Below are 14,837 nucleotides of genomic sequence, written 5' to 3'. Positions count from 1 at the left end.
ACTATCGCCAACCCCGAATAAAACCGCGCCGAAGGAAGACTGAACATGGCTGGACACAGCAAATGGGCCAATATCAAGCACAAAAAGGCCGCTACCGACGCCAAACGTGGCAAGATCTGGACACGTCTGATCAAGGAAATCACCGTCGCCGCGCGCATGGGCGGCGGCGATATCCAGACCAACCCGCGCCTGCGCCTGGCGGTGGACAAGGCGGCCGACGCCAATATGCCGAAGGATAACGTGCAACGCGCGATCACGCGCGGCACCGGCGGCGAGGACGGCGCGGCCTACGAGGAAGTGCGCTACGAGGGCTATGGCATCGGCGGCGCGGCGATCATCGTCGACTGCATGACCGACAACCGCGTGCGCACCGTGGCCGAAGTTCGCAACGCCTTTAACAAAAACGGCGGCAACATGGGCAACGAGGGTTCGGTGGCGTTCATGTTCAAGCATTGCGGCCAGTTCCTGTTCGCGCCCGGCACCAACGAGGACGCGCTGATGGAAGTGGCGCTGGAAGCCGGCGCCGAAGACGTGGTGGCCGACGAAGAAGGCGGCTTCGAAGTGCTGTGCGGCCCGCACGACTTCGCGACCGTCAAGGATGCGCTGGAAGCGGCCGGTTTCAAGGCCGAAGTGGCCGAGATCATCATGAAGCCGGCCACCGAAACCGTCATCACCGGCGACAACGCCGTCAAGATGCAAAAACTGCTGGACGCGTTGGAAGCGCTGGACGATGTCCAGGAAGTCTATTCCAACACGCTGATCGAAGACTGAGGATTTATGAAAATATTGGTAGTCGGCTCCGGCGGCCGTGAACACGCGCTGGCATGGAAATTGGCGCAATCGGAACGCATCCAGATGGTCTACGTCGCCCCCGGCAACGGCGGCACCGCGCGCGATTCGCGCCTGGTCAACGTCAACATCACCGATCTGCACGAACTGGCGACCTTCGTCGAGCAGGAGCACATCGGCCTGACCGTGGTCGGCCCGGAAACCCCGCTGGCCGGCGGCATCGTCAACCTGTTCCGCGCCCGTGGCCTGAAGGTGTTCGGCCCAACCAGGGAAGCGGCGCAGCTGGAGTCGTCGAAGGACTTCGCCAAGGCGTTCATGCAGCGCCACGGCATCCCGACCGCCAAATACCAGACCTTCTCGGACGTGGCGCAAGCGCACGCCTACATCGACGCCAACGGCGCGCCGATCGTCATCAAGGCCGACGGCCTGGCCGCCGGCAAAGGCGTGGTGGTGGCGATGTCGCTGGAAGAAGCGCATCAGGCGGTCGACGACATGCTGGCCGATAACCGCTTCGGCGACGCCGGCGCCCGCATCGTCATCGAGGAATTCCTGGCCGGCGAAGAAGCGAGCTTCATCGTCATGTGCGACGGCAAAAACGTGCTGCCGCTGGCCACCAGCCAGGATCACAAGCGCCTCAAGGACAACGACGAAGGCCCGAACACCGGCGGCATGGGCGCCTACTCGCCGGCGCCGATCGTCACGCCGGCGATGCACGCCCGCGTGATGCGCGAGATTATCAACCCGACCATCGCCGGCATGGCGAAGGACGGCATCGTCTTCACCGGCTTCCTGTACGCCGGCCTGATGATCGACGCCGCCGGCAATCCGCGCACGCTGGAATTCAACTGCCGCATGGGCGACCCGGAAACCCAGCCGATCATGTCACGCCTGAAGACCGACCTGGTGACGGTGATGGAACACGCCGTCAATGGCACGCTCGACACGGTCGAACTGGAATGGGACCGCCGCACCGCCGTTGGCGTGGTGCTGGCAGCCGCCGGCTACCCGGACGCGCCGCTCAAGGGCGCCGTGATCGAAGGCATCCCGGCCGAAACGCCGGAATCGGTGACCTTCCACGCCGGCACCGCCGAAGTGGGCGGCCAGCTGCAAGTGACCGGTGGCCGCGTGCTGTGCGTGGTCGGCCTGGCCGACAGCGTCAAGCTGGCGCAGAAGCAGGCCTACGAAGTGGTCGACCAGATCTCCTTCGAAGGCATGCAGTGCCGCCGCGATATCGGCTGGCGCGGTCTGAAGCACTAACAAGATGTTGTCCGCCCCGAATCCAGCGGCCGTCAAGGCTTTCCTGCTCGATCTGCAGGCCCGCATCATCGACGCGCTCGAAGCGCTCGATGGCAAGGCCTTCCTGCGCGACGAGTGGGAACGTCCGGAAGGCGGCGGCGGGATTTCGCGCCTGGTCGAAGAAGGCAACGTCATCGAACGCGGTGGCGTCAACTTCTCGCACGTGATGGGCGCCAAGCTGCCGCCGTCGGCGTCGGCGATGCGTCCGGATTTGGGCGGCAACCCGTGGGAAGCGATGGGCGTGTCACTGGTGATCCATCCGCGCAATCCCTACGCGCCGACGGTGCACATGAACGTGCGCTTCTTCACCACGACCACCATCAACGGCGAGCCGGCATGGTGGTTCGGCGGCGGCATGGACCTGACGCCCTACTACGGCGACAAGGAAGACGTTAAACACTTCCACCAGAGCTGCCACGACGCGCTGGCGCCGTTCGGCGACGACCTGCACGCGCGCTACAAGAAGTGGTGCGACGAGTATTTCTACCTGAAGCACCGCAAGGAGGCGCGCGGCGTCGGTGGGATCTTCTTCGACGATGTGAACGAAGAAGGCTTCGACCAGAGCTTCGCGCTGATGCAAAGCGTCGGCAATTCGTTCCTGACGGCCTACCTGCCGATCCTGGAACGCCGCAAGGACACGCCGTACGGCGAGCGCGAACGCGATTTCCAGGCTTACCGGCGCGGCCGCTACGTCGAATTCAATCTCGTCTTCGACCGTGGTACCCTGTTCGGCCTGCAGTCGGGCGGCCGCACCGAGGCGATCCTGATGTCGATGCCGCCGATCGTCAAATGGCGCTATCGCTGGGAACCCGAGGACGGCACGCCGGAAGCGGCGCTGTACACCGACTTCCTGCCGCACCGCGACTGGCTGGCCGCGTGACAAAGGCCATGGCACAGCGGGTAGCACTGCTGGGCGGCAGCTACGATCCGGTCCACCACGGTCATATCGCCCTCGGCGCCTATTTCGCGCAACTGCTGCAAGTGGACCAGCTGCGCGTGATTCCGGCCGGCCTGCCGTGGCAAAAAGCCATGCTCAAGGCGACGCCCGAACAGCGCGCCGAGATGGTGGCCATCGCTTTCAAGGGTCAGCCGTTCGACGTCGCCATCGACATGCAGGAAATCGAGCGCGCAGCGCGCGGCCTGCCGACCTACACCATCGAGACGCTGCGCCTGGTGCGCGCCGAGCTGGGACCGGACGCTTGCATCGCCTTTGTGATGGGCGCCGACCAGCTCCAGCGGCTCGACACCTGGAATGAATGGCAGGCGCTGTTCGATTACGCCCATATCTGCGTAGCGGCCCGCCCTGGCTTCGACATAGGCGCCGCCGGCCTTCCGCCGGCGGTCGCCGCGGCGTTCTCCAGCCGTTTGGGAACGCCTGAACAAATCCGCAACACGCCGCACGGTCTGACTTATCTGGCACAAGACTTCGCGGTGGATATCTCCGCCACCGAAATACGTGCGGCATTACAACGGGGGGAACAGGCAAACTCGCTTATCCCGCCGCTAGTGCTAGACTATATTGAACAACACAATCTATACAAAAGCTAAATGGACATCAAAAAACTGCAATCCCTCGTCGTTGACGCCCTCGAAGACGTCAAGGCACAAGACATCACGCTGTTCGACACCACCCACCTGACCAGCCTGTTCGACCGCATCGCCATCGCCTCCGGTACCTCCAACCGCCAAACCAAGGCGCTGGCCGCCTCGGTGCGCGACAAGGTCAAGGCCGCCGGCGGCGACGTCTACGGCATGGAAGGCGAGGACACCGGTGAATGGGTGCTGGTCGACCTGGGCGACATGATCGTCCACATCATGCAAGCGCCGATCCGCGCCTACTACCGCCTGGAAGAGATCTGGGGCGACAAGCCGGTCAAGCTGGGCGCCGCCAAGCGCAAGTCGACCAAGGAAGGCGAGGAAGCCGACGAGCCGAAGAAAATCTCCAGCCACCTGGCCGCCGGCAAAAAAGCCGTCGACGCCTCGCCGGTGATCGAGAAGAAGACCCCGGCCCGCAAAGCCGCCGCCGCCAAACCGGCCGCCGAGAAGAAGCCAGCTGCCAAGAAGGCCGCGATCCCGGTCGGCAAAACGATCAAGGTCGGCAAGACCAAGAGCGCTGTCGCCTCGGCCGAAGCGCTGAAAGCCCTGCCACCGAAGCCGAAAGCGCCAAAGGCCGCCAAGCCGAAAGCCGACGAAGCACCGGCCAAGACGGTCATCAAGCGTATCAAAAAAGTCGCGGAATAATCCACGATGCAGCTGATCATCGCTGCGGTCGGCCATAAAATGCCGGCCTGGATCGAAACGGGCTTCGCCGAATACGCCAAGCGCATGCCGCCGGAACTGAAGATCGTGCTCAAGGAAATCAAGCCGGTCGACCGTTCGGGCAGCAAAACCGCTGCCACCGCGATGGCGCTCGAACGCGAGCGCATCGAGGCGGCGCTGCCAAAATCGGTGCGCATCATCGCGCTCGACGAACGTGGCAAGGACCTGACCTCGGTCGGCCTGTCGCAGCAGTTGGAAGCCTGGCAGCAGGACGGGCGCGACACCGCCTTCCTGATCGGCGGGGCCGACGGCCTCGATCCGGAGCTCAAGGCGCGCGCCGAAGGCCTGATCCGGATTTCCAGTATGACGCTCCCTCATGGTATGGTACGGGTATTGTTGGCCGAACAACTGTATCGCGCCTGGTCGATCACCCAAAATCATCCTTACCACCGGGTTTGACGGCGTCAGAAAATATCAAATGAAATTCGTCGAAAAGAAGATCTACCTCGCCTCCAAAAGCCCGCGCCGGCGCGAACTGCTGCGCCAGATCGGCATCGATTTTGAATTATTGTTATTGCGCGCCGACGGCCCGCGCGGCGCCGACGTCACCGAAAACGTCATCGAAGGCGAAGCGCCGCTCGACTACGTGGCCCGCGTGGCCCAGGAAAAAGCCGCCTTCGGCTACAACCTGGTGCAGCGCCGCCACCTCAAGCCGCGCGCCGTGCTCACCGCCGACACCACCGTCACCATCGACGGCCAAATCCTCGGCAAGCCGGCCGACCGCGCCGAAGCCAGCGCCATGCTCACGCAGCTGTCCGGCCGCACCCACCAGGTGCTGACCGCCATCGCCGTGCATTCGGCCGACTTCACCGGGCAAATCACGCAAGTGTCGGAAGTGCGTTTCGGCGTGCTGTCGCCGGCCGCCATCGCCGCCTACTGCGCCACGCTCGAACCGTACGACAAGGCCGGCGGCTACGGCATCCAGGGGCCCGCCGCGCAATTCATCGAACATATCGCCGGCAGCCATTCCGGCATCATGGGCCTGCCGCTGTACGAGACGGCGCAGTTGCTGCGGCAGGCGGGTTTGCCGCTGCCGTAAGTGGCGTGTATGATCAGTCTTCACATAGCCACAGAAGCCGCGCCAGCCGGCCGCCGAGACAAATGAACGAAGACATCCTGATCAACATCACCCCGCAGGAAACCCGGGTCGCCCTGATTTTGCAAGGCGCCGTGCAAGAGCTGCACATCGAACGCACGCTCACGCGCGGCCTGGCCGGCAACGTCTACTCGGGCAAGGTGGTGCGGGTGCTGCCCGGCATGCAATCGGCCTTCATCGACATCGGCCTCGAACGCGCCGCCTTCCTGCACGTGGCCGACATCTGGGAGGCGCGCCCGCACGACGGCGGCCAGAACGCCGCCCCCACCCCGATCGAAAAAATCCTGTTCGACGGCCAGGTGCTGACGGTGCAGGTCATCAAGGACCCGATCGGCACCAAGGGCGCGCGCCTGTCGACGCAGATCTCCATCGCCGGCCGCATGCTGGTGTACCTGCCGCAGGACGCCCACATCGGCATCTCGCAAAAGATCGAAAAGGAATCGGAGCGCGAAGCGCTGCGCACGCGGCTCCAAAGCCTGCTGCCGGCCGACGAAAAAGGCGGCTACATCGTGCGCACGCAGGCGGAGGACGCGTCGGACTCCGACATCGCCGCCGACGTCGAATACCTGCGCAAGACCTGGGGCGCCATCGTCCACGGCGCCAAGACGCGCCCCGCCACCACCCTGCTGCACCAGGATTTGAGCCTGGCGCAGCGCGTGCTGCGCGACTTCGTCCACGACGACACGGCCACCATCCAGGTCGACTCGCGCGAGAACTACCTGAACCTGGTCGAATTCGGCAAGGCCTACACACCTGGCGTGCTGCCACGCTTGCAGCACTACACCGGCGAGCGGCCGCTGTTCGATCTGTATGGCGTCGAGGAAGAGATCCTGCGTGCGCTGGGCCGGCGTGTCGACCTCAAATCGGGCGGCTACCTGATCGTCGACCAGACCGAGGCGATGACCACCATCGACGTCAACACCGGCGGCTTTGTCGGCGGACGCAATTTCGCCGACACGATCTTCAAGACCAACCTGGAGGCGGCGCACGCGATCGCGCGCCAACTGCGCCTGCGCAATCTGGGCGGCATCATCATCCTCGACTTCATCGACATGGAGAACAACGAGCACCGCAACGCCGTGCTGCAGGAGCTCAAAAAGACCTTGTCGCGCGACCGCACCAAGGTCTCGGTGTCGAACTTCTCGGCGCTGGGACTGGTGGAGATGACGAGGAAGCGCACGCGCGAATCGCTGGCGCACATCCTGTGCGAGCCCTGCCCGGCCTGCGCCGGCAAGGGGCAAGTGAAAACCTCGCGCACCATCTGCTACGAGATCCTGCGCGAACTGCTGCGCGAAGCCAAGCAGTTCAATCCGCGCGAATTCCGCATCCTCGCTTCGCAGGAAGTGGTCGACATGTTCCTCGAGGAGGAGTCGCAGCACCTGGCGATGCTGGGGGATTTCATCGGCAAGAAGATCTCGTTGCAGGTGGAGACGGCGTACCACCAGGAGCAGTACGACGTGATTTTGATGTAGTCTGATCAGCAACCGCCATCTGGAGATGGGCAATGAAGAAAATAAAACTGACACCCCTTCTTTGCGCGTTTGCGTTGACGGGGTGTGTTGGTGTCCACAGCAACTCGCTTGAATCAAAGAGCGCCAACGCGCCGCAGCTTAACCAAGCCACGTGGATTCAGCTATTCAACGGGAAAGACTTATCCGGCTGGACCCCGAAGTTCAAAGGCCATCAGGCCGGCGTCAACTACAAAAACACATTCAAGGTTGAAAACGGCATTCTCAAAGTAGACTACAGCGAGTACGACAAATTCAACGGCGAATTCGGTCACCTGTTCTGGAAGCAGAAGCTGTCGCACTACCGCATTCGGGCGGAATATCGTTTCGTCGGCAAACAGCTCGCGGGCGCTCCGGGCTGGGGCTTTCGCAATAACGGCATCATGATTTTTAGCGAGCCGCCAGATACCATGGAACTCGACCAGGACTTTCCCGCGTCGATTGAGGTGCAGATGCTTGGTGGAGGCGGACCCGGTGACCAGAACAACGGATCGTTCTGCACCCCGCACACCAGAGCGGTCTTCAACGGGCAGCTCACGACGACCCACCGCACGTCGGCCAAATCGAAGGTGTATATGGGAGACGAATGGGTAACAATCGAGGTTGAAGTTCGCGGTGGAAAATTAATCAAGCATATCCTTGATGGCGAGACCGTGATCAGCTACAGCCAGCCTCAGCTCGACCCCCGCGATTCCCACAGTCGCGCACTGATGGCGAAGGGCTTCCCCCAGATGTTGGAAAGCGGCTACATCGCCATCCAGGCGGAAACGCATCCAACGGAATTTCGCCGGATCGAAATCCTGCCACTCGATGAAACGCTTTAGGCACAGCAATGCCTAGGCAACAACGGCGTTCGCGCAGTTGCGCGACGCCGTATGGCCGCAATTACGACATGCGCACGCGCCGGTTGCGGCGGAGTGCCCCGCCCAACATGCCCAAGCCCAGCAAGTACATCGCCGCCATGCCTGGTTCGGGTACCGGGCTGACAGTATTCCGCGCGATGAAGGACAGGTTATCCGCGTAGCCATCGTTGTCGCCCGAAACCAAACGCTCCATCGACAGCCAGAACGATAGCTTGCTGGTGCCAGCAGGCATGATTCCTGAGGCTTCCCGGTAGAACAGGCCGGTCTGGTTGCCGCGATCCGCCGGGGTGACGGGACCGATCGCGGCGCTTCCTATCTCATTGTTCCCCGCATCGAGAAACTGCACATAGAACAGGGCGTTGTCGCCCTGGTCGGTCCAGCCGCCGAGCCATCCGCTCAGGGAATAGGAACTGTTCTGGGCCGTCGGCACGCCGAAGTCCAGCGTCTGTACGCCAACGGCATATTGCCCGAAGCCGGCGAACATCTTGGTTCCGCGATCGACCGGGCCAGGCTGGGTCGGCAGCACCCAGTTGTTGCCATAGTCCACCGCCTGGAAATTGTTGTAATCCGAATACCCGGTCCAGCCGGTCAGGCCTGCTTCGGCATCGCCGTTGACAATGAGGTTCTGGCCGTACGTGACGGCAGCCTGACCGCTACATGCCACGGCGAACAAGGCCGCGGCGACGAGAAATTTGCACTTCATGAAAAGCTCCTTGTAAAAGTCAAACCACGCGGTACTGGTCAAGTTGCGCTGCCCCGCCGATCGCCGGGTCGCTGATCGACGGCAAGCCGTTTTCCAGGTGGCCGGCGAAGCGGCGCAACCAGCCCGGCAAGCCAGCCACGCGCACGCTGTAGTCGTACCAGTTGGAACTCGATGCCAGCGGCAGCCGGACGCTGCTCCGCGAACGTGCGACGACGCGCACTTCCATCGGCTTGTTCGCGTAATACTTGTTGGCGGTCAGTTCAAAGGTGCACGGTTGCGCGCCATTGTTGACCAGGTCGATGAGCAGCTCGCCGGCTCTGCGGTCGGCGCGCACGCTGATCTCCGGCCATGCGGCGTTGCCCGCACCGCGCACGTCCCCGACGATGTGGCGATGGAAGCCGTTCGGTCCCAGTATCCACAGATCGTAGGCGGCTGCGGTGTTCCAGCGGCCGGTCAGCTGTTTGCCGGGTTCGACCGTATAGCGGCGCGGGACCTGCTCCAACGCCAGGCGGTCGTACACGTGGAACACCGCCCCGGCTTCGCCCAGGTTGTCGAATCTGAGCTCCACCAGGCCGCCGCCCGCCGGCACCTGCGCCTGCACCTGCAGCTCGTAGGGCAGCGCGCGTGCCGGACGCACGCCGGCGGCCTGGACGGGCGCCGTCAGGGTGGCCGGCGTGGCGGGTACCTTGGTGTTTGGCAGGCTCAGCGCCATCGAACGCCGCGCAGCCGTTTCCGGCAGCAGTTGCTTGAAGCCGTTGTCGTTCGGGTTGGCGAAGTCGAAACAGGACAGCAAGTCGCCGCTCACCGCGCGGCGCCATGGGCTGATCAGCGGCTCGCGCACACCGAAACGCGCCTCAATAAAACGTATCACCGAGGTGTGGTCGAAGACCTGCGAATTGACCCAGCCGCCCTTGGTCCACGGCGAGATGACATACATCGGCACGCGCGGCCCGAGACCGTAGGGGCGATGGTGGGTCCGTGCGTCGGCGCCGTTGAGCACGTGATGGTACTCGCCGGTCGTGTCGACGGTCGACGCGCCGGCCAGCTGCGACTGCGCCGGATTGCTGCTGTAGCTCGTGTACGCCGGCACCGCCGGCGGTGGCATGTGGTCGAAGAAGCCGTCGTTCTCGTCGAAGTTGATGAGCAGCACCGTCTTGCTCCAGCTCTCGGGATTGGCGGTCAGGGCGTCCAGCACGCGCGCGATGTAGTCGGCGCCCGACGCGGGACTCGAGGGGCCCGGGTGTTCGGAGCCTTCGGCGGTGGCGACGACCCAGCTGACCTGCGGCAGGCGGTTGGCCAGCACGTCGGCTCTCAGCAGGTCGAGGTCGCGCGTTGTGGTGCCGCGCTCGCGCAGGGCTTGCGAATAGCCCGGCCGGCGGTACCACGCGTTGCGGAAGGAGCGGAATCCCGCCAGCGAGTTATCGGTGAAGTTGTCCGCCATGTTCTGGTAGACCTGCCAGCTGACGCCCGCCGCCTCGAGCCGCTCCGGATAGGTGGTCCACAAGTAGTCGGTGGACATGTCCGGATTGAAGTCGTCGCGGCTGTTGTCGGTCGACGGGCCGCCGGCGGCCGCCAGGGGATCGTTGTGACCGGAAAACAGGAACAGCCGGTTGGTGTTGGTGCCGGTCTGCGTGGCGCAGTGATAGTGGTCGCAGATGGTGAAGGCGCGCGCGAGCGCGAACTGGAAGGGAATGTCGGCGTCGGCGTAATAGCCCATCGAGTGGTTCTGCTTGACCGCGCACCAGTCGTTCATCCGTCCGTGGTCCCACGCCAGCTGGGCGTCGAGCCAGCTATGTGGCGTCCCGGCCACGCGCATGACGGGGAAGTCCTGCACCGTGTTGAGCCGGAACGGCGCGATGGCGCGGCCCTGTGGCCAGTTGGGCCGGCCGGGCACCGGCGCCCCGCCGGCAGAGCGCTGCACGAAGACCGATTTGCGATTGAAGAGGTTTTGCCGGTCCATCACGGGAATCGGGAACGGATCGCCGAATCCCCTTACCCCTTCCAGGGTGCCGAAGTAATGGTCGAAGCTGCGGTTCTCCTGCGTCAGCACGACGATATGCTCGACATCCTGCAGGCTGCGGGTGCGCTGGTTGGCGGGCAGGGCCAGCGCCTTTTGGATGGACGGTGGAAACGTCGCCAGCACGGCACTGGCGCCGGCCGACTTGCCCATTGTGCGGAGGAAGTCACGGCGGCTCATGCATGCACCTGCGTGCAGGCGAGCGCAAATTTAAAAATATGCATTTGATTGATCCAGGTCGATTGTCGGGGGAAACACGAAAACGGCGGTCATGCAAGACAACAGCTTATGCACCAACGATGAAATGTTGATGACATGCCATGCATTTACTGCACTTTCTTATTTCGGTAACAATCCTTTCCTTGCCTCAATGCTTGATGCCCTCGTGCTCCAGATAGTCGAGCAAGGGTCCCGGCTCGTCGGTTTGGATGGTGTCGACACCGGCTGAGAACAGCGTGCCCCAGGTCTTGCCGGAGGTTCGCAGCGCTTCCAGGTCACCGCCCATGCCGATCACGCTGATCACGCCGACCGCCGTCAGGCTGTTGGCCCATAGCCTGATTTTGGCTTGCGACACCAGTTCGCGCAGCGGCTGGAGCTGCGCCGACGGCAGGAACACCAACTCCACGCCGACCGGCTTGCGCCGCCCCGCAAGCTGCCGCTCGACGATCCGCGCCCCGCTTTGGGCCTGGCGCGCGCCGGACCACGGACCGATGATCGGCATGTAGGGCACCGACGCGAATGGCGGTTGGTCGGCCACCGCTTGCGCCGTTCGCTCATCGACGAAACTCTTGACCAGCACATATTGGCCCATGCCGTGTTTGACGGCCTCGGCGATCGTCTGCGCGTAGATGTCGTCGTCCTTGATATCCAGGTTGAGCATGATCCGGCCCTTGGCCGCCTCCAGCATCCCGGCCAGCGTGGGCACGCTTTCGCTGGTCGGCTCGGGCGACATGGCACCGCCGAGGTTCTGCTTCAAGCGCAGGGCTTTGAGCTGTGCCAGCGTCATCGCGGACACCTTGCCGTGGCCGTCGGTGGTACGGTCGACCGTGGCGTCGTGGATCACCACCAGGGTGCCGTCGCCCGCGCGCCGCACGTCGAGCTCCATCATGTCGACGCCCAGCAGCACGCAGTGCTCCAGCGCCGGCAGGGAGTTTTCCGGCACGGCGGCCAGGTCCAGCCGGGGCGAGGCGTTGTGGCAACCCCGGTGGGCGACGATAAACACACCGGCGGCCGGATCGAGCAGCTTTTGGCGGATCTGCTCGGCCCTGGTCGCTGCGGCGCCGGAGGCGGCGCTCAGCGCGGCCAGCGCAAACATGGCCAGTCGCGAAAGGGAAAATAAAGAATTCATGGGTCGCGGATCCGGTCTGAAAATTAAAAGTTCGGGGTATAGCGAAGACCGATCCAGGCGACCATCGGCACCGAGTAGGTGTCCTTGAGCAGGTTCTGGGCAGGGCCGGTGTAGCTGGTCATGCGGCGGCGGTTGAGGTTTTGCACTTGGCCGAACACGGTCCACTCCGGGGCTATCCTGTAGCTGGCCTGCAGGTCGACCTGCGCGCGTGGCGCCCAGTACAGGTCCTGCCAGGCGATATCGGGCACGATCGAGCGCAGCGCCTTGCCCTGGTAGTTATAGGCGGCGCGCAGCTCCAGTGCCCTGCGCGCATAAAACACCGTCAGGTTGCGCGTCTGGTCGGGCTGGCCCACCAGGCGGTCCAGGCGGCGCATCCCACCGGCGGCCTTCAGCACGCTCATCTGGCCGTCCAGCAAGCTCCAGTTGGCACTGAAACCGACGTCCGCCAGCACCGGATGCACCCAGCCCAGCGAATTGACGACGGCTGCCGCCTCCACGCCCCTAACCGAGGCGTCCGACGCATTGGCCGGCATCGACACCAGCGCGTTGGCGTACGTCACGCCCTGATAGGTGTAGCCGAGCGAGGACTGGTTGAAGATCTCGTCGCGGATATCCTTGTTGAACACCGCCAGCGACAGCAGGCCGTTGGCCGCCTTGGGCAAGCGGTAGTTCAGCGCCAGGTCGGTATTGGTCGACAGGCGCGGCTTGATCTGCGGGTTGCCCACCGTGACCGTGACGCCCTGGGCGTTCGGATTGCCGGCGTCGCCGACGTTGACGAAGCTGATCGACGTGCGCGCGGCGTAGGAATCGTAGGTCGGCCGGCCGATGGTCTGGCTGGCGGCGGCGCGGATATCCAGTTCCGGCGTGGCCTGGTAGGTCACCTGCGCCGACGGCAGCAGGAAGTCGTACCTTGAACTGGTCGGCAAGCCCACCCAGCTGCCGGCAACGAGCGCGCGGCCGTTGGTTTCCTGTTCGGTGCGGTCCTCGCGCAGGCCGAACAGCGTTTTCCACTTGTCCGCGTTGAAGCTCACCTGTGCGTAGGCGCCGACGGTTTTTTCCACGTGCTCGAAGTTGTCCTGGTTGCTGAAGTTGACCTGGTTGGTGGTGTTCAAGCCGCCGGCAGCCCGCAGCGCGGCGATCTGCGCCAGCGCAGCCTGCGGATCGATGGTGATCAAGTTGAGCCCGCTCCGGTTGTACTTCAGCGGCGCGTCGGGACCGGTGACGCCGGCCAGGGTCAGCGCCGGCATGCCGGTGTTGGGCTGCATGTCGTTGCGGAAGATGTTGTAGCTCGGCCGGTCCAGCGTGTACGACACGCCAGCGGCAAAGCCCAGGCCCGGCCGGTCAAAGTTGCGGCGGTAGTCGGCGCGTACGTTGCCGATGGTATCAGTTGCCGAACGGACATAGTTGTCGCGGTAATACAGCAGCTTGTAGTTGGCCAGGTTGTTGTAGGCCGCCGGTGAAACGTTGAACGAATGATTCAGGCCGCTGGTGTCGTAGTTGAACGCGTACTCCGGCGTCGCCACCGGCGTGGCGCCGCCAATGCCGGGCGCGCTGTAGCTGGCGTTGGTGGCGTATTTGATCATCTGGATCGGCTCGCGGTACGTCGCGCGCGAGACGTTGGCGCGCAAGCTCACGGTCTGGCTGTCGTCGATCTTCCAGTCGGCGCCGCTTTGCAACAGCTTGGTGGCGCTGGTCATGTCCTGCTGCGAGAAGCCGACCTCGACGTCGGCGCCGGGGTAGGAACCGGACGTCGGCGTCTGGTTGAAGACCAACGCCGTGTTGCGCGGGTCGATCAAATTTTCATTACGCTGCATCAGGTCGCGGAAACGGTAATAGCCGGCCGTCAGGAAGCCGTAGACCTGGTCGTTCGGCCTGGCTTCCAGCTTGACCGTCAGGCCGAGGCGGGTGCGAGCATCCTGCACATACCAGTATTTGTCCTGCTGCGGGACGGCGTAGCCGTTGCCTAGATTGTTGCCACTGAGGCGGTTGCCTTTGCTGTCGTAGAAATTTTCGAACACCGTGTCGGTGGTCATGTGGGTGTCGGTGCTCGTCTGCAGCTTCTGGTAATTGGTCGACACCACCGCGCCGTATTGGCGCGCCGGGCCGAAGGTGAAGCTGCCGGTGCCCACCGCGCGCTGGCCGACGCGATCCTGGTCGCGCGGACGCGAGTTGTCGCTGGCGGCGCCGCCCGAACCTTCGAACGTGAAGAACGGCTTGCCGCCGCGCTCGAAGGCGCTGCGGGTTTTGAGGTCGATGGCGCCGCCGATGGCGTTCGGTTCCTGGTCGGCCGAGAAGGTCTTCGACACCACCAGTTCGCTGATCATCGACGATGGCAGCAAATCGAGCCGCACGCCCCGGCCGATCGAGCCGAGGTTGCCGTTTGGCGTGCCGGGCGAGGCCAGCGGCGAACCGTCGATGGTGACATTGTTGTAGGCGGCGCCGAGGCCGCGCAGCACCGGCGTGGCCGCCTCGTCGCGCGGATGTTCGTTGTCCAGCGTCGGCAGCACCGACAGGCCGGGCACGCGGCGCAGGGTCTCCACGATGGTGTTGTCCGGCAAGCCCTGCACCTCGTTGGCGCTGACGACATCGGCGATGCCATTGCGGTCGAGTTTGCTTTCGATGGCCCTCAGATAGGCGCGCTTGATACCGGTGACGTTGACGACGGCCGTCGGCGCCGCCCCGTCCGGGCTGGCCGTGCCGTCCTGCGCGCGGGCGTCGAGCACGAAGCCCAGCGCAAGCGCCGAGGTGGCCATCAACCGGCGGCGTTTGGAAATGGTGTATTGCATGGTCATGCTCTCCGATCCAGATAGTGGCGCGAAACGCGGGCTCCCGGCCGGTGCGGTCGGGACGCTTTCAACGCTGTGCAGTGTAGAGCGCGGTTCGCAGGTGCTTTTCCGT

The 14,837-nt window shown here is 64.0% G+C and carries 13 protein-coding genes; 9 read left to right on the top strand and 4 right to left on the bottom strand.

Annotated features, from left to right (window positions below; all coding sequences use genetic code 11):
- Window positions 1–45 precede the first annotated feature (45 nt).
- The 9 genes from NHH73_06850 to NHH73_06810 all read left to right on the top strand — a co-directional run bounded on the left by NHH73_06850 (window position 46) and on the right by NHH73_06810 (window position 7,832).
- Complete coding sequence (locus NHH73_06850) at window positions 46–771, top strand: YebC/PmpR family DNA-binding transcriptional regulator (GenBank protein USX27995.1); 726 nt, start codon at window positions 46–48, stop codon at window positions 769–771.
- 6 nt (window positions 772–777) lie between these two features.
- Window positions 778–2,046 carry a phosphoribosylamine--glycine ligase gene (gene purD, locus NHH73_06845; GenBank protein ID USX27994.1) on the top strand — a complete coding sequence of 423 codons (1,269 nt, stop codon included), beginning with the start codon at window positions 778–780 and terminating at the stop codon, window positions 2,044–2,046.
- 4 nt (window positions 2,047–2,050) lie between these two features.
- Window positions 2,051–2,965 (top strand): oxygen-dependent coproporphyrinogen oxidase, encoded by a 915-nt coding sequence (gene hemF / locus NHH73_06840; GenBank protein USX27993.1) that lies wholly within the window; start codon window positions 2,051–2,053, stop codon window positions 2,963–2,965.
- An 8-nt stretch (window positions 2,966–2,973) separates the two neighbouring features.
- Window positions 2,974–3,633: a nicotinate-nucleotide adenylyltransferase gene (locus NHH73_06835; protein ID USX27992.1), complete on the top strand. Its 660-nt coding sequence runs from the start codon at window positions 2,974–2,976 to the stop codon at window positions 3,631–3,633.
- Window positions 3,634–4,326, top strand: coding sequence for a ribosome silencing factor (gene rsfS / locus NHH73_06830; GenBank protein USX27991.1), 693 nt, complete (start codon window positions 3,634–3,636; stop codon window positions 4,324–4,326).
- A 6-nt stretch (window positions 4,327–4,332) separates the two neighbouring features.
- Window positions 4,333–4,803: a 23S rRNA (pseudouridine(1915)-N(3))-methyltransferase RlmH gene (gene rlmH / locus NHH73_06825; GenBank protein USX27990.1), complete on the top strand. Its 471-nt coding sequence runs from the start codon at window positions 4,333–4,335 to the stop codon at window positions 4,801–4,803.
- A 19-nt stretch (window positions 4,804–4,822) separates the two neighbouring features.
- Window positions 4,823–5,443, top strand: a complete 621-nt coding sequence (locus tag NHH73_06820; GenBank protein ID USX27989.1) for a Maf family nucleotide pyrophosphatase — start codon at window positions 4,823–4,825, stop codon at window positions 5,441–5,443.
- A 62-nt stretch (window positions 5,444–5,505) separates the two neighbouring features.
- Entirely contained in the window at window positions 5,506–6,972 is a 1,467-nt protein-coding gene (rng, locus tag NHH73_06815) for a ribonuclease G (GenBank protein ID USX27988.1), read from the top strand.
- A 32-nt stretch (window positions 6,973–7,004) separates the two neighbouring features.
- On the top strand, window positions 7,005–7,832 hold the full coding sequence (locus NHH73_06810; GenBank protein ID USX27987.1) for a DUF1080 domain-containing protein: 828 nt from the start codon (window positions 7,005–7,007) through the stop codon (window positions 7,830–7,832).
- A gap of 61 nt (window positions 7,833–7,893) precedes the next feature.
- Here the strand turns inward: NHH73_06810 and NHH73_06805 are convergent, their stop codons facing one another.
- From NHH73_06805 to NHH73_06790, 4 genes are all read right to left on the bottom strand, one after another.
- The gene (locus tag NHH73_06805; protein ID USX27986.1) at window positions 7,894–8,616 is read right to left on the bottom strand and encodes a PEP-CTERM sorting domain-containing protein; all 723 of its coding nucleotides are present in this window, start codon (window positions 8,614–8,616) and stop codon (window positions 7,894–7,896) included.
- A complete protein-coding gene (locus NHH73_06800; GenBank protein USX27985.1) occupies window positions 8,594–10,771 on the bottom strand; it encodes a phospholipase C, phosphocholine-specific in 2,178 nt (725 codons plus the stop codon). Before NHH73_06800 ends, NHH73_06805 begins: the two co-directional genes overlap by 23 nt.
- A 187-nt stretch (window positions 10,772–10,958) precedes the next feature.
- Window positions 10,959–11,939, bottom strand: a complete 981-nt coding sequence (locus NHH73_06795) for a glycerophosphodiester phosphodiesterase family protein (protein ID USX27984.1) — start codon at window positions 11,937–11,939, stop codon at window positions 10,959–10,961.
- A gap of 23 nt (window positions 11,940–11,962) precedes the next feature.
- Window positions 11,963–14,725 (bottom strand): TonB-dependent receptor, encoded by a 2,763-nt coding sequence (locus NHH73_06790; GenBank protein USX27983.1) that lies wholly within the window; start codon window positions 14,723–14,725, stop codon window positions 11,963–11,965.
- Window positions 14,726–14,837: the final 112 nt, after the last annotated feature.

The sequence above is a fragment of the Oxalobacteraceae bacterium OTU3CINTB1 genome (assembly GCA_024123955.1).
Classification (GTDB): Bacteria; Pseudomonadota; Gammaproteobacteria; order Burkholderiales; family Burkholderiaceae_D; genus Rugamonas.
This window is presented reverse-complemented; position numbering and strand designations above follow the sequence as displayed.

Excerpts from the sequence above, each read along its gene's own strand:
- NHH73_06850 (USX27995.1), top strand. The coding sequence starts at position 46 with ATGGCTGGACACAGCAAATGGGCCAATATCAAGCACAAAAAGGCCGCT.
- purD (USX27994.1), top strand. The coding sequence starts at position 778 with ATGAAAATATTGGTAGTCGGCTCCGGCGGCCGTGAACACGCGCTGGCA.
- hemF (USX27993.1), top strand. The coding sequence starts at position 2,051 with ATGTTGTCCGCCCCGAATCCAGCGGCCGTCAAGGCTTTCCTGCTCGAT.
- NHH73_06835 (USX27992.1), top strand. The coding sequence starts at position 2,974 with ATGGCACAGCGGGTAGCACTGCTGGGCGGCAGCTACGATCCGGTCCAC.
- rsfS (USX27991.1), top strand. The coding sequence starts at position 3,634 with ATGGACATCAAAAAACTGCAATCCCTCGTCGTTGACGCCCTCGAAGAC.
- rlmH (USX27990.1), top strand. The coding sequence starts at position 4,333 with ATGCAGCTGATCATCGCTGCGGTCGGCCATAAAATGCCGGCCTGGATC.
- NHH73_06820 (USX27989.1), top strand. The coding sequence starts at position 4,823 with ATGAAATTCGTCGAAAAGAAGATCTACCTCGCCTCCAAAAGCCCGCGC.
- rng (USX27988.1), top strand. The coding sequence starts at position 5,506 with ATGAACGAAGACATCCTGATCAACATCACCCCGCAGGAAACCCGGGTC.
- NHH73_06810 (USX27987.1), top strand. The coding sequence starts at position 7,005 with ATGAAGAAAATAAAACTGACACCCCTTCTTTGCGCGTTTGCGTTGACG.
- NHH73_06800 (USX27985.1), bottom strand. The coding sequence starts at position 10,771 with ATGAGCCGCCGTGACTTCCTCCGCACAATGGGCAAGTCGGCCGGCGCC.
- NHH73_06795 (USX27984.1), bottom strand. The coding sequence starts at position 11,939 with ATGAATTCTTTATTTTCCCTTTCGCGACTGGCCATGTTTGCGCTGGCC.
- NHH73_06790 (USX27983.1), bottom strand. The coding sequence starts at position 14,725 with ATGCAATACACCATTTCCAAACGCCGCCGGTTGATGGCCACCTCGGCG.